Raw genomic sequence first — 12,035 nt, 5'->3', positions numbered from 1 at the left:
CCGGCCCGTCGCCCACCACCGCCACCGCCGCCCCGACCGGCCCGCCCCCCGCGCCGACGCCGTCCCCGTCGCGCACCCCCACGGCACCGGCCACGACGGGTACGCCGACCACCGCGCCGACCGGGACGCTGACCGTGCAGCTCTGGTTCGCCCGGGACGGGAAACTCGTGCCCACCCGGCGGGCGCTGCCCGCCACCGTGGCCACGTCCCGGCTGGCCCTCACCGAACTGGCCGCCGGCCCCTCCGTGGCCGAGGCCGCCACCGGCCTGACCACCCTGGTCCCGGCCGGCACGCAGGTGACCCGCATCGCCGGCGGGGTGGCGACGCTGGCCCCGCCGGCCGGCTTCGACGCCGGCGGCGCGGCCACCGCGCGGCTGCGCCGGGCCCAGGTGGTCTGGACGCTCACCCAGTTCCCCACCGTACGGCGGGGCGCCTTCGTCCCGGCCGACACCGCGACCGGGCGGGACGACTACGCCGACCTGCTGCCCCCCATCGTGGTGACCGCCCCGGCGATCGGCGACCGGGTCGGCAGCCCGGTCACCGTCACCGGGACCGCCGACGTGTACGAGGCGACGGTGAGCGTCCGGGTCCTGGACGCGGCGGGCCAGGAGATCGGCACGGCGTTCACCACGGCCTCCTGCGGCTCCGGCTGCCGTGGCGGCTACCGGGTGAACGTCCGTTACCGGTGGCCGGCGGCCGGACCGGGCACGATCGAGGTGTACGAGGTGTCGGCGCGCGACGGCTCCCGGGTCAACGTGGTCCGCACCCCGGTCGACCTGGCCGCCGGCCGGTGAAGCGACCCCCACAGTGGACGGCGGTGTCGAGACCGAACGGGGATCCGAACCCGGTGCGCGGAGTTGCAGTCCGCTCCCTGGCCACTCGGGCATTCGGTCGGGTCGGTGCGTGCCCCCGGCTGGATTCGAACCAGCGGCCTTCGGATTCGGAATCCGACGCGCTCTCCGCTGCGCCACGGGGGCATGAGTTGTCACGCGGAACCGATTGACTTTCGATAGGTTACGAGCGATAGTCGATGCATGCTCACAGCCCAGCGAGCGGTTCTCCCGCTCAGAGTCTTCCTCGTGCTGCTGTTCGGGATCCTGGTCCTGTTCCAGACCATGTCGCTCCCCGGGCAGTTCGCGCACATGGCCCGGGAGGACCCGGACATGGCCTACCTGAGATGGCCGGCGACCGCGGTGACGGTGTTCTGGGTGCTCTGCGTCCAGGTGGTGATCGTGTGCACCTGGAAACTGCTCACCCTGGTCAAGAACGACCGCATCTTCAGCGAGGCGTCGCTGGGCTGGGTCGACGCGATCGTGTGGGCCATCGCCGCCGCGTGGGTGGTGCTGGTCGGCGTGTTCCTCTACGTCGGCTTCAACGCCGACGACCCGGGCCTGCCGCTCCTGCTGTTCCTGCTGGTCACCGGGGTCACCGCGCTGGGGCTGCTGATGGTGGTGATGCGCGCGCTGCTGCGGCAGGCCACCACGCTCCGGACCGACATGGAAGCGGTGATCTGATGCCCATCGTCGTCCGCATCGACGTCGAGCTGGCCAAACGCAAGATGAGCGTCGGCGAGTTCGCCGAGCGGGTCGGACTCACCCCGGCCAACGTCGCGGTGCTGAAGAACGGTCGCGCCAAGGCCGTCCGCTTCAGCACGCTGGAGGCCATGTGCCGGGTGCTGAACTGCCAACCCGGCGACCTGCTCGAGTGGGTCGAGGAAGAGGGAGAGAACCGATGAGGTACGTGCTCGGCGTCGTCGCCGTCGCGCTCGGCGTCGCCGGCATCGTGTACGGGGAGGCCGACGACTCGCCCGGCCTCCAGCTCCTCGCCGGCCTGCTGGTCATCGGCGCGATCGCGATCGGCGTGCGGATCGCGCGACGCAGCAGGTAGGTGTCGCTGCGAGCTGAGGATTCGAACCTCAATTCCCCGAACCAGAATCGGGTGTGCTGCCTGGTTGCACCAGCTCGCATGGGATCCGCGTACCGCGGACCGTGCCCCGACCAGGATTCGAACCTGGGCTCTCCGGTTTCGTAGACCGGCGCGCTCTCCGCTGCGCCACCGGGGCGGACGACCGGCGCCCCGCCCCCTCCAGGGGCGCCGGTCGGTTCAGCCCTTCACACAGACGACCTGCTTGAGGTGGGCGACCACCTCGACCAGGTCCTCCTGCTGGGCCATCACCTGGGTGATGTCCTTGTACGCGCCGGGGATCTCGTCGACCACCCCGGCGTCCTTGCGGCACTCGACGCCCGCCGTCTGCGCGGCCAGGTCGGCGGTGCTGTACGTCCGCTTCGCCTGCCCGCGCGACATCCGCCGCCCGGCCCCGTGCGACGCCGAGCAGTACGCGTCGAGGTTGCCCTTGCCGCGTACGATGTACGACCCGGTGCCCATCGACCCGGGGATGATGCCCAGGTCGCCCCGGCCGGCCCGGATCGCGCCCTTGCGGGTCACCAGCACCTCGACCCCGTCGTAGCTCTCCTCCGCCACGTAGTTGTGGTGACAGGAGATCGGCTCGTCGTAGGCGACCTGCGGGAACTCGTCCCGGACCACCCCGCAGAGCAGGGCGAGCATGACGGCCCGGTTGCGGCGCGCGTACTCCTGCGCCCACCAGAGGTCCCGGCGGTAGGCGTCCATCTCCGGGGTGCCGGCGAGGAACACCGCGAGGTCCCGGTCGGGCAGGTCGACGTTGTGCGGCAGCCCGCGGGCCACCGCCATGTGCCGCTCGGCCAGTTCCTTGCCGATGTTGCGGGAACCGGAGTGCAGCATCAGCCAGACCCGGCCGTCGTCGGAGCCGCCCTGCTCGAGGCAGACCTCGATGAAGTGGTTCCCGCCGCCGAGGGTGCCCAGCTGGCGCTGGGCCCGGGTCTCCAGCTGCGCCACCTTGCGGTCGAGGGTGGCGAAGCGCCGCCAGAACTCGTCCCAGCCGCCCTGCTCCAGGCCGCGGACCCGGCGCGGGTCGACCGCGTCGGCCCGCATGGCGAAGCCGACCGGGATGGCCGCCTCGATCGCGGTCCGCAGCGGGCCGAGGTCGTCGGGCAGGTCGGCCGCGGTGAGCGAGGTGCGGACCGCCGACATGCCGCAGCCGATGTCGACGCCGACCGCGGCGGGCGAGACGGCCTGCCGCATGGCGATGACCGAGCCGACCGTGGCGCCCTTGCCGAAGTGCACGTCCGGCATGACGGCGACGCCCTGCACCCAGGGCAGCGCGCCGATGTTGCGCAGCTGCCGGGCCGCCTGCGCCTCGATCGTGTACGGGTCGGTCCAGACCCGGACCGGCGCCCGGGTACCGGCCAGCGGGGTGAAACCCATCGTCGTCTCCTCGGTTCAGGGGTGTGTCCGAGCGGCTGGCCGGATTCGAACCGGCGACCTTCACCATGGCAAGGTGACGCGCTGCCTGACTGCGCTACAACCGCGGGGTGGTCCCGGGGTCGGGACCGGCGTAGGCCGTACGGGACTCGAACCCGTAGCCTCCCGGGTGAGAACCGGGTGAGCTGCCAATTGCTCCAACGGCCCGTGCGGGACGGCGGGTGCCGTCCGCGTGGTGTCCGGGACCGCGGAATCGAACCGCGTGTCTCTCGCGCCCAAGGCGAGCGGGTCAGCCAGCTCCCTCGTCCCGGTTGCCCGGCCGGCGCAGGCGCGCCGGCCGGGAATCGTGCTCATGCCGTCCACTGTGGAGTTGAGAAGGAGCGACGTCGCCGGCCGGAGGTCGGGACGGGGTGACGCAGGGGCGGCAGGATTCGAACCTGCAACCGTCGGGTTTGGAATCCGGTGCTCATCCGTTGAGCTACGCCCCTCGGACCCGGTGACGAGAAAAGCCGCCCGGTCCCTGGTCTCGGGGCGGGCGGCTGCGCGTGTGTGTCGCGCCGGCGCTAGTCGCGCCACCACCCCGGTTGCCACTGCTGCCGTCGGCAGCGACCCTGGCCCGCTTCGCGCGGCAGGGCACCGACGAGCGGCGCGGGCCGCTCGGCTCGGGTGCGGTTCTGCTGCGACACGGGGTGCTCCCTGGGTGGTGGAACCGGTTGACGTTTGCCCGTTCACGGTACGGGCGGGGTCGGAGGCGCCGCAACGGATATTCGCGAGGACGTTTCGGCCGGCGCCGAACGGTGCCGCACCTAGGCTGTGGCCAGGCAATACGGAAGGGGCATGGCTATGGACTGGCGGCAGCGGGTGGCGGAGCGGTTCCGGGAGGTCAACGGTGAGCATCCGATGACGGCGGCGGACGACGCGTACGTCAGCGCGCAGTTCGTCACGCTCGACGCGCTCTGCGCGGCGACCGGGCGGGACCCGGACGGCGTACGCCGGTCGATGCTGGACGGGCGGCTGCCGCTGCCGGGCTATCTGCGCTCGGACGGCGCGGAGATGGTCCCGGCGGACCTGTTCGCGCTCGCGGAGCGGGCGGGCGGGGTGGACGCGCTGCCCGGGTGGTTCGTCGGGCACTGGGCGGACCGGGCGCGCGGCGCGGCGGAGTGGGAGGCCTACCTCAGCGGCCAGTTCGTCTGCCTGCGCTCGGTCACGCCGGAGTCGATCCGACGCAAGGACGAGTTGACCTCGGCGATCGGGGCCGCGCCGGCCGAGCCGGACGCCGGGTCGGCGACCTGGCTCGACCGGCTGCACGCGCTGGTCGACGAGCTGGACGCGCTGGAGCCGGCGTTCACCGGCTACGACCGGCTCCGGTTCGGCGGCCCGACCTCCCGGGACACCTGCGTCGACGCGGTGCGGGCCCGGTATCCGCGGCGGGTCAGCGCGCCGGCCGGCCGGTGACCCGGCGGGCGACGGCGAGCAGGTACTCCTTGCGGTGCAGCGGGTCGTGGTCCCAGCGCGGCCGGCTCGGGGCGGGTCCGCGTACCGGCCGGTAGTGGTCGAACTCGGCCTCCAGGGCGGCCTCGCCGCGGGTGAGCCCGGGCAGCCGCTGCTCCAGCGCGTGCACCCGCCCGGCCGGCACCTCCCCCTCGACCAGGTAGGACGTGCCGCGCAGGGTGCTGCTGCGGGGGGCCGCACCCAGTCCGGCGAGCACGGGCAGCACCGTGCCCACCACGTCGGCGGGGAGGTCGAGCCGGAACCGGTGCACCGGCTCGTGGACCCGGGTGCCGGCGCGGCTCAGCGCGGTCATCAGCACCAGCGGGGTGAGGTTCCGGAAGTCCCCGGCGGTGCTGGACATGCTCTTGTCGAACACGCCGTGGGCGTGGCTCTGCCGGGCCCAGTAGCCGCCGTGGGTGAGGGTGACCGCGCAGTCGATGACGGCCCAGCCGTGCAGGCCCTGCCGCAGGGTCTCCCGGACGGTCTCCTCGATGGCCTTGAGGAAGGCCAGCGGCATCGAGCCGAGTTCGATGCCCAGCCGGAACTCGACGCCGCCACCGACCGGACCGGGCTCGACGCGCAGGCCGACGGTGCCGAGGAACGGGTTGGGGTCCCGGCCGATCCACTCGACGGCGGCGCCGACACCGACCACCCGCTCCACGCAGACGGTGGTGGTCTCCCGGAAGGTGACCGGGACGCCGTAGTCGTCGGCGAGGGTGGCCTCGATGACCTCCTTCTGCACCTCGCCGTAGAGCGACACGGCGATCTCCTGGCGCCGGTCGTCCTGGCGCAGGTTGATCAGCGGGTCCTGCTCGGCGAGCTGGGTCAGGGCGGCGTGCAGCGCCGGCCGATCGGCCGGTCGTACCGGTTCGACCACGGTCTCCAGCGTCGGCGGGGCGAAGTGGCGCCGGCCGGCCGGCCGCTCGGGCGGGACACCGAGCACGTCGCCGACGCGGACGTCGGCCAGACCGTACAGCCGGACGATCCGGCCGGGCCCGGCGGCGTCGCCGGGTGCGGCGTCGCCGCCGTCGAAGACGGCGAGGGCGGTGACCCGGGCCTCCTGGCCGTCGCCGTGGCGGATCCGGTCGCGGACCCGCACGGTGCCGGCGAAGATGCGGGCGTACGCGACCTTCTCCCCGGCCGGGCCGCGCTCGACCTTGAAGACGGTGCCGGAGAGCGGCGCGTGGTCGTCGCCCTCGCTCGCGGGCAGCAGCGCGGTGACCGTGTCGATCAGCTCGTCCACCCCGGCCCCGGTGATGGCGGAGCCGGCGAGCACCGGGTGCACCCGGGCGCGGGCGGTGTGCGCGACGAGCGCCTCCCGCAGCCGGTCCGGGGTGGCCGCCCGCTCGTCGGCCACGTACGCGGCCAGCAGCGCGTCGTCGTGGGCGGAGAGCAGGTCGACCAGGCGGGCCCGGTGGCCGGGATCTCCCGGCGGGTGCGGGAGCCAGCGGGCGGCGGGAGTGCCGGCGGCGTCGACCCGGCCGAGGGCGACGACGTCCGGGGTGAGCCGGTCGGCGAGCTGGTGCAGCACCCGGTCCGGGTCGGCGCCGGCCCGGTCCACCTTGTTGACGAAGAACAGGGTGGGAATGCCGAGGCGGTGCAGGGTGCGGGCCAGCAGCCGGGTCTGGGCCTGGACGCCCTCGACGGCGGAGACCACGAGCACCGCGCCGTCGAGCACGCCGAGCACGCGTTCCACCTCGGCGATGAAGTCGGGGTGGCCGGGGGTGTCGATCAGGTTGACGGTGGTGCCGGCGACGGCGAAGGAGACCACGGCGGAGCGGATGGTGATGCCCCGCTGCCGCTCCAGCGCCAGGGTGTCGGTGCGGGTGTTGCCGGCGTCGACGCTGCCGGGTTCGTCGATGACCCCGGCGCTGTGCAGCAGCCGTTCGGTCAGGCTGGTCTTACCGGCGTCGACATGGGCGAGGATGCCGAGATTGAGCGTTTTCACGCAGCGTCATGTCCTTGAGGTCGGCGGTGGGTCGCTTCTGCGGGGACATGCACGCGGCTCGCATCTCGAGCTCCTCCTTCCCTGTGCGTCGTGGTCGATTGCAGCAACCGGCGCGGGGCGCCGGCAACCGATTAATTGCGGGGCGCTGCTACGCGTGCGCCACGGGGTGGCGCTTCATCTCCTCCATGAAGGGGTAGCGCCCGGCCAGCTCGGCGAGCGTGCACCCGGCCCGCCACGCGGCGGCCACCTGGGCGACCTGGAGCAGGTCGGTGGCGTCGCCGCGGGCCTGGACCTCGCCGGCGACCCGCAGGTCGATCATGAAGTAGCGGGCCTGGGCGCCGAGGCTGACGCAGACGACGCCCCGGTCGGAGGTCGCCTCGGCGCAGGTGAACCGGCTGCGGCCCTGCTCGGGGGCGGTCACCCGGCCGATGTCGAGCTGGTGCCGGGCCGCGGTCTGCACAAGGGCAGGAGCCAGGCCGCCCGGCTCGACCAGGTCCGGGTAGAGGCGCACACCCAGTGCCGTCGACACGTCGCTCATGACTGACTCCCACTTCCTCGTGACAGAGACCAGCTGCACGCAGGTTACGGGTGTGTTTCCGGCGCGCCTGGTCATCCTGTCCCCCTGGACGCCCCACGGCAATAGGAACTGTCGATTCGGCCACCATCGGGCCGGCCTCCGTGACGCGGTACGCTCCCAGCCCATGGCCCGGATCCGGTGTGACTTCTTCTCCACGGCGCTCGGCATGGGCACGTCGATGACGGTGCTGCTGCCCGAGCACGGCTCGGCCGGGATCGGCATGCCCGGCGGGTCGGCCGCCGCGGATCCGCCGGTGCTCTACCTGCTGCACGGCCTGACCGACGACGACACCATCTGGACCCGGCGCACCTCGATCGAGCGGTACGTCGCCCCGCTGGGCCTCGCCGTGGTGATGCCGCAGGTGCAGCGGAGCTTCTACTGCGACGAGGCGCACGGCAACCGGTACTGGACCTTCCTCAGCGAGGAACTGCCGGAGGTGTGCCGCTCGTACTTCCGCCTCTCCGACCGGCGCCAGGACACGTTCGTGGCCGGCCTGTCCATGGGCGGCTACGGGGCGCTGAAGTGGGCGCTGCGCCAACCGGACCGGTTCGCCGCCGCGGCCAGCCTCTCCGGCGCCCTGGACGTCGCCCGGCGACGCCACCACCCGACGAGCCCCCTGGACCCCGCCGTCTGGCACACGGTCTGGGGCGACCGGGACGTGGCGTGCCCGGAGGACGACACGGTGGCGCTGCTGGAACGGGCCGGCGACGACCTGCCCGCGCTCTACGTCGCCTGCGGCACCGAGGACTTCCTCTACGAGGACAACACCCGCTTCGTCGACACGGCCCGCCGTCGCGGGCTGCCGGTCACCGTGGACTTCGGCCCCGGCGACCACGACTGGGCGTACTGGGACGCGCGGATCCAGGACGTGCTGGCCTGGCTGCCGCTGCGCCGCGACGGCTGACCCGGGAGGCGCGGCACCTCCCGGGCCGGCGGCGCGTCACACGCCGACGGTGCCGTCGATGGCCTCGCGGAGGAAGTCGGCGTGGCCGTTGTGCCGGGCGTACTCGTGCATCATGTGCAGCATCACCAGGCGCAGCGAGACGTCCTCGCCCCAGCGGGCCTGGTGGCCGGTGACGTCGAGCGACTCGGCCTCGCGCTCGATGCGGCGGGCGTGCTCGACCTCCCGCTGCCACGCCTCGAACGCCTCCGAACGGCTCGACGCGCTCGCGTCGTACGCCTCCTGGAAGTCCCCGGTCGCCGACCAGACCAGCGGGACGTCCTCGGCGTTGATCACCCGGCGGAACCAGGTGCGCTCGACCTCGGCCATGTGCCGCACCAGGCCGAGCAGGGACAGCGTGGACGGCGGCGACGACTGCCGCCGCAGCTCCTCGTCGGTCAGCCCCTCACACTTCAGTGCCAGGGTGGCGCGGTGGAAGTCGAGGAACGCGCGCAGCGTCTCCCGCTCGCCGGCCAGCAGCGGCGGGCCGATCCGTTCGGTCTCCACGTGGGTCCCTCCTCGCAGGCCGGACGACCTGCTCCTGGTGGCTTGGCAGTGCTACCGGGGGAGCCTAGTCTCAGCGGATCGATCCGCCTCCGAAGGGATCATGATGCACCCCCACTTCCGACGTTCCGCGCTGGTCGCCTCGGCGGTCACCGCGGCGCTGATGGCCGGCGGCACAACCGTCCAGGCCGCCGGCGACCCGTACGACAACACCGCCACCGCCACGGCCTTCGCGCCGAACCCGGTCCAGCAGCTCGGCGACCAGTCGCTCACCGACGCCAAGGACGCCGACCAGCCGGCGCTGGCCGGGGCGTACCGGTCGGTGCTGCTGACCAACCTGGACGGCTCCGGCACCCTCACCGGGAAGTACGTGGTGGTCAAGAGCAAGACCGGCACCCCGGCCCGCGCGGTCGACGGCGCGTACCCGGCCTGGCACCGGGACGCCGACCAGTTCGAGCAGGTGATGGGCTACCACTGGGTGAACACCGCCCAGGCGTACCTCCAGTCGCTCGGCTTCGGCAGCACCCTGCGGCCGGTCAACCAGCGGCAGATCGAGCTGCGCATCGACCAGTACGGCGGCGACAACTCGTTCTTCCGCGAGGACAAGGCCAACATCACCCTCGGCAAGGGCGGCGTCGACGACGGCGAGGACGCCGAGGTGATCGTCCACGAGTACGGCCACTCGGTGCAGGACGGCCAGGTGCCCGGCTTCGGCACCACGCTGGAGTCCGGCGCGATCGGCGAGGCGTTCGGCGACTACCTGGCGGTCGCGGTGACCAGCTGGGCCACCGGCGTGCCGACGAGGACCCCGGAGGCCTGCGTCGCCGACTGGGACTCGGTCTCGTACACCCGCACCACCCCGCACTGCCTGCGCCGCCTCGACGGCACCAAGGTCTACCCCGCCGACCTGGTGGGCGAGGTGCACGCCGACGGCGAGATCTGGTCCCGCGCGCTGTGGGACATCCGCGCCGCACTCGGCGACCGCCGGGCCACCACCCTGATCGTGGAGGCGCAGTTCGCCTTCACCACGGACGTCACGTTCCGGGACGCGGCGCTGGCCACCGTGGCCGCCGCGCAGCGCCTCTACGGCACCCAGGCCGCGGCCGCGACCCGGGCCGCCTTCGTCGCCCGCGGCATCCTCTGACCGCCGCGGTGGGCGCCGCTCCCCGCCGAGCGGCGCTCACCGCAGCGACGACCGCGCCACCGGGAAGTCGAAGAAGGTGTCCGGGTACGGCTCGTCGACGTACCGGTAGTGCCACCACTCGCGCGGGTAGTTCTCGAAGCCCTGCGCGGTCATCAGCCGCTTCAGCAGTTCCCGGTTGGCCCGGGCCGCGCCGGTGACCCGGGCGTCGGCCGTGTGCGCGCGGGGGTCGAAGCAGTCGAAACCGGTGCCCATGTCGACGGAGTTGTCCGGAAAGCGCCGGTCGGCGGGCGCGGTGCAGGCGACCAGCGGCTGGCCCGGCGCGTACGCCGGCTGGTCGGGGGTGGGCGCCGGCACCAGGGTCAGGTCGAGGGTGCTTCCCCGGCTGTGCGCGGTCGGCGCGCCGATGTAGCCGTCGGCGAAGAGCCGGCTCTTCGGCTCGTCGGGGTAGAACTCCGCCTTCATCTGCTGCTCGCCCGGGACCTTCGCCCAGGCGACGAACTCGTCCACCGCCCGCTGCGGGCGGTAGCAGTCGTACACCTTGAGGCTGCGGCCCTGGGCCAGGGCGGCGGTCTGCACCCGGTGCAGCGCCTCCGCGGCCCGCCGGGTGAGCAGGCAGAGCGGCTCGGGGTAGCCGGTGATCGGCCGGCCGACGAAGTTGTGCGCGGTGGCGTACCGGATGTCGGTGCGGACGCTCGGGTCGACGGCGGCCAGGTCGACGATGTCGGCCGGGGCGCGGGGGCCGCTCGGGCCGGCCGACGGCGCGGGTGGGGTGGACGGGGCCGGGCGCGGTGCGGGCCGCTGGCACCCGGCGGCGAGCACCGTGGCCAGCACGGCCAGGGCGGCGGCCCCGCGTGTCCCGGTCCTCACCCTGCCGTGTCTACCAGCATCGCGGCGACGCCGGGCCGGCATCGGCCATGCGGCAAGATTGCCGGTGGGACGGGCCCGCCGTCCCAGGATCCACGGCCGGCACTCCCGGCCGGCGAAGGAGACACGGGTGAACGCGGACGACGAGCCGAGGGTGACCATCACCGCGATCGCGCGGGAGGCGGGGGTCTCCGTGCCCACCGTGTCGCGGGTGCTCAACGGGCGTTCGGACGTGGCCCCGGACACCCGGGAACGGGTCGAGGAGCTGCTGCGCCACCACGGCTACCGGCGGCGCGGCAGCCGCACGGTGCGCCGGGCGAACCTGGTCGACCTGGTCTTCAACGACCTGGACAGCCCGTGGGCCGTGGAGATCATCCGGGGTGTGGAGGACGTCGGCCACGCCGCCGGGGTGGGCACCGTGGTGTCGGCGATCCACAGCGAGTCGACCTCGACCCGGCAGTGGTTGCAGAACCTGCGGGACCGCGCCTCGGACGGGGTCATCGTGGTGACCTCGCCCCTGACCCCGCCGGTGCACGCCCAGCTGCGCCGGCTCAACGTGCCCGTCGTGGTGGTCGACCCGGCCGCCGGGGTGCCGGGCACGGACGTGCCGGCGATCGGGGCGACCAACTGGGCCGGCGGCCTGTCCGCCACCGAGCACCTGCTGGGGCTGGGCCACCGCCGGATCGGTTTCGTGGCCGGCCCGACCCACCTGCTGTGCAGCCGGGCCCGGCTGGACGGCTACCGGGCCGCGCTGGCGACGGCCGGGGTGCCGCTGGACGACCGGCTCGTGCAGCCCGGCGACTTCTACCACGCCTCCGGCTTCACCGCCGGCAGCACGCTGCTGGACCTCGACGACCCGCCCACCGCCATCTTCGCCGCCAGCGACCAGATGGCCTTCGGCGTCTACGAGGCCGTCCGCCAGCGCGGGCTGCGGGTCGCCGACGACGTGAGCATCGTGGGCTTCGACGACCTGCCGGAGGCCCGGTGGGCCTCCCCGCCGCTGACCACGGTCCGGCAGCCGCTGGTGGAGATGGGACGGCTCGCCGCCCGCACGGTGCTGCGCCTGGCCCAGGGCGAGGAGATCGAGTCGCCCCGCGTCGAGCTGGCCACCGAGCTGGTGGTGCGGGACAGCAGCGCGCGCCCCGCCGCCGGGTAGGTCGCGGCCGGCTCAGTCGTCCTCCGGCGCCGCCCCCCGCGGCGCCGTCCCGGGTGGCAGCGCGGCGAGGGCGGCGTGCCGGCGACGCCGGGCCAGCAGGACGGCTCCCCC

At 73.7% G+C, this 12,035-nt stretch carries 13 protein-coding genes and 8 tRNA genes; 8 read left to right on the top strand and 13 right to left on the bottom strand.

Annotated features, from left to right (window positions below):
* On the top strand, positions 1-794 hold a 794-nt coding region (locus B0E53_RS26275; protein WP_246835599.1), incomplete at its 5' end, for a Gmad2 immunoglobulin-like domain-containing protein.
* A 29-nt stretch (positions 795-823) separates the two neighbouring features.
* Here B0E53_RS26275 and B0E53_RS37895 read toward each other — a convergent pair.
* Positions 824-893 (bottom strand) — tRNA-Cys (locus tag B0E53_RS37895).
* An 11-nt stretch (positions 894-904) separates the two neighbouring features.
* Positions 905-977: transfer RNA gene (locus B0E53_RS26270), tRNA-Arg, on the bottom strand.
* 102 nt (positions 978-1,079) lie between these two features.
* On the opposite strand from B0E53_RS26270, the gene B0E53_RS26265 reads away from it, so the two are divergent.
* The 3 genes from B0E53_RS26265 to B0E53_RS37890 are packed head-to-tail and all read left to right on the top strand — an operon-like array spanning position 1,080 to position 1,887.
* Positions 1,080-1,514 carry a DUF2975 domain-containing protein gene (locus B0E53_RS26265; RefSeq protein ID WP_246835598.1) on the top strand — a complete coding sequence of 145 codons (435 nt, stop codon included), beginning with the start codon at positions 1,080-1,082 and terminating at the stop codon, positions 1,512-1,514.
* The gene (locus B0E53_RS26260; RefSeq protein WP_107078484.1) at positions 1,514-1,735 is read left to right on the top strand and encodes a helix-turn-helix transcriptional regulator; all 222 of its coding nucleotides are present in this window, start codon (positions 1,514-1,516) and stop codon (positions 1,733-1,735) included. The genes B0E53_RS26265 and B0E53_RS26260 overlap by 1 nt, the downstream gene beginning before the upstream one ends.
* On the top strand, positions 1,732-1,887 hold the full coding sequence (locus B0E53_RS37890; RefSeq protein WP_168215409.1) for a hypothetical protein: 156 nt from the start codon (positions 1,732-1,734) through the stop codon (positions 1,885-1,887). The genes B0E53_RS26260 and B0E53_RS37890 overlap by 4 nt, the downstream gene beginning before the upstream one ends.
* A gap of 6 nt (positions 1,888-1,893) precedes the next feature.
* On the opposite strand, the gene B0E53_RS26255 is transcribed toward B0E53_RS37890, so the two are convergent.
* From B0E53_RS26255 to B0E53_RS26230, 7 genes are all read right to left on the bottom strand, one after another.
* Positions 1,894-1,966: transfer RNA gene (locus B0E53_RS26255), tRNA-Gln, on the bottom strand.
* A gap of 23 nt (positions 1,967-1,989) precedes the next feature.
* Positions 1,990-2,062, bottom strand: a tRNA-Arg gene (locus tag B0E53_RS26250).
* A 41-nt stretch (positions 2,063-2,103) separates the two neighbouring features.
* Positions 2,104-3,303, bottom strand: a complete 1,200-nt coding sequence (locus tag B0E53_RS26245) for an RtcB family protein (protein WP_107078483.1) — start codon at positions 3,301-3,303, stop codon at positions 2,104-2,106.
* 30 nt (positions 3,304-3,333) lie between these two features.
* Positions 3,334-3,407: transfer RNA gene (locus B0E53_RS26240), tRNA-Gly, on the bottom strand.
* A 27-nt stretch (positions 3,408-3,434) separates the two neighbouring features.
* Positions 3,435-3,507, bottom strand: a tRNA-Glu gene (locus tag B0E53_RS26235).
* Positions 3,508-3,538: 31 nt separating this feature from the next.
* Positions 3,539-3,611, bottom strand: a tRNA-Pro gene (locus B0E53_RS37885).
* 105 nt (positions 3,612-3,716) lie between these two features.
* Positions 3,717-3,788 (bottom strand) — tRNA-Trp (locus B0E53_RS26230).
* A gap of 349 nt (positions 3,789-4,137) precedes the next feature.
* Here B0E53_RS26230 and B0E53_RS26225 point away from each other — a divergent pair.
* A complete protein-coding gene (locus B0E53_RS26225) occupies positions 4,138-4,755 on the top strand; it encodes a DUF6058 family natural product biosynthesis protein (RefSeq protein ID WP_107078482.1) in 618 nt (205 codons plus the stop codon).
* On the opposite strand, the gene B0E53_RS26220 is transcribed toward B0E53_RS26225, so the two are convergent.
* Together B0E53_RS26220 and B0E53_RS26215 are read right to left on the bottom strand one after the other, a co-directional pair.
* Positions 4,733-6,739, bottom strand: coding sequence for a TetM/TetW/TetO/TetS family tetracycline resistance ribosomal protection protein (locus B0E53_RS26220; RefSeq protein ID WP_107078481.1), 2,007 nt, complete (start codon positions 6,737-6,739; stop codon positions 4,733-4,735). The genes B0E53_RS26225 and B0E53_RS26220 overlap by 23 nt on opposite strands.
* A gap of 148 nt (positions 6,740-6,887) precedes the next feature.
* A complete protein-coding gene (locus B0E53_RS26215; RefSeq protein ID WP_107078480.1) occupies positions 6,888-7,277 on the bottom strand; it encodes a hypothetical protein in 390 nt (129 codons plus the stop codon).
* 163 nt (positions 7,278-7,440) lie between these two features.
* Here B0E53_RS26215 and B0E53_RS26210 point away from each other — a divergent pair, with 163 nt between their 5' ends.
* Positions 7,441-8,220 (top strand): alpha/beta hydrolase family protein, encoded by a 780-nt coding sequence (locus B0E53_RS26210; RefSeq protein WP_107078479.1) that lies wholly within the window; start codon positions 7,441-7,443, stop codon positions 8,218-8,220.
* Between the two features lie 36 nt (positions 8,221-8,256).
* On the opposite strand, the gene B0E53_RS26205 is transcribed toward B0E53_RS26210, so the two are convergent.
* A complete protein-coding gene (locus tag B0E53_RS26205) occupies positions 8,257-8,763 on the bottom strand; it encodes a DinB family protein (RefSeq protein WP_107078478.1) in 507 nt (168 codons plus the stop codon).
* A gap of 100 nt (positions 8,764-8,863) precedes the next feature.
* Between B0E53_RS26205 and B0E53_RS26200 the strand changes: the two genes are divergently transcribed.
* The gene (locus B0E53_RS26200) at positions 8,864-9,904 is read left to right on the top strand and encodes a M36 family metallopeptidase (RefSeq protein ID WP_107078477.1); all 1,041 of its coding nucleotides are present in this window, start codon (positions 8,864-8,866) and stop codon (positions 9,902-9,904) included.
* Between the two features lie 36 nt (positions 9,905-9,940).
* On the opposite strand, the gene B0E53_RS26195 is transcribed toward B0E53_RS26200, so the two are convergent.
* Positions 9,941-10,771 (bottom strand): M15 family metallopeptidase, encoded by an 831-nt coding sequence (locus tag B0E53_RS26195; RefSeq protein ID WP_246835597.1) that lies wholly within the window; start codon positions 10,769-10,771, stop codon positions 9,941-9,943.
* Between the two features lie 127 nt (positions 10,772-10,898).
* On the opposite strand from B0E53_RS26195, the gene B0E53_RS26190 reads away from it, so the two are divergent.
* The gene (locus B0E53_RS26190) at positions 10,899-11,924 is read left to right on the top strand and encodes a LacI family DNA-binding transcriptional regulator (RefSeq protein WP_107078476.1); all 1,026 of its coding nucleotides are present in this window, start codon (positions 10,899-10,901) and stop codon (positions 11,922-11,924) included.
* Positions 11,925-12,035: the final 111 nt, after the last annotated feature.

The organism is Micromonospora sp. MH33 (assembly GCF_003013775.1).
GTDB classification, from domain to species: domain Bacteria; phylum Actinomycetota; class Actinomycetes; order Mycobacteriales; family Micromonosporaceae; genus Micromonospora; species Micromonospora fulviviridis.
The sequence above is the reverse complement of the archived record's forward strand: the minus strand, read 5'-3'. Positions and strand labels throughout refer to the sequence as shown.

Excerpts from the sequence above, each read along its gene's own strand:
- B0E53_RS26260 (WP_107078484.1), top strand. The coding sequence starts at position 1,514 with ATGCCCATCGTCGTCCGCATCGACGTCGAGCTGGCCAAACGCAAGATG.
- B0E53_RS37890 (WP_168215409.1), top strand. The coding sequence starts at position 1,732 with ATGAGGTACGTGCTCGGCGTCGTCGCCGTCGCGCTCGGCGTCGCCGGC.
- B0E53_RS26245 (WP_107078483.1), bottom strand. The coding sequence starts at position 3,303 with ATGGGTTTCACCCCGCTGGCCGGTACCCGGGCGCCGGTCCGGGTCTGG.
- B0E53_RS26225 (WP_107078482.1), top strand. The coding sequence starts at position 4,138 with ATGGCTATGGACTGGCGGCAGCGGGTGGCGGAGCGGTTCCGGGAGGTC.
- B0E53_RS26215 (WP_107078480.1), bottom strand. The coding sequence starts at position 7,277 with ATGAGCGACGTGTCGACGGCACTGGGTGTGCGCCTCTACCCGGACCTG.
- B0E53_RS26210 (WP_107078479.1), top strand. The coding sequence starts at position 7,441 with ATGGCCCGGATCCGGTGTGACTTCTTCTCCACGGCGCTCGGCATGGGC.
- B0E53_RS26200 (WP_107078477.1), top strand. The coding sequence starts at position 8,864 with ATGATGCACCCCCACTTCCGACGTTCCGCGCTGGTCGCCTCGGCGGTC.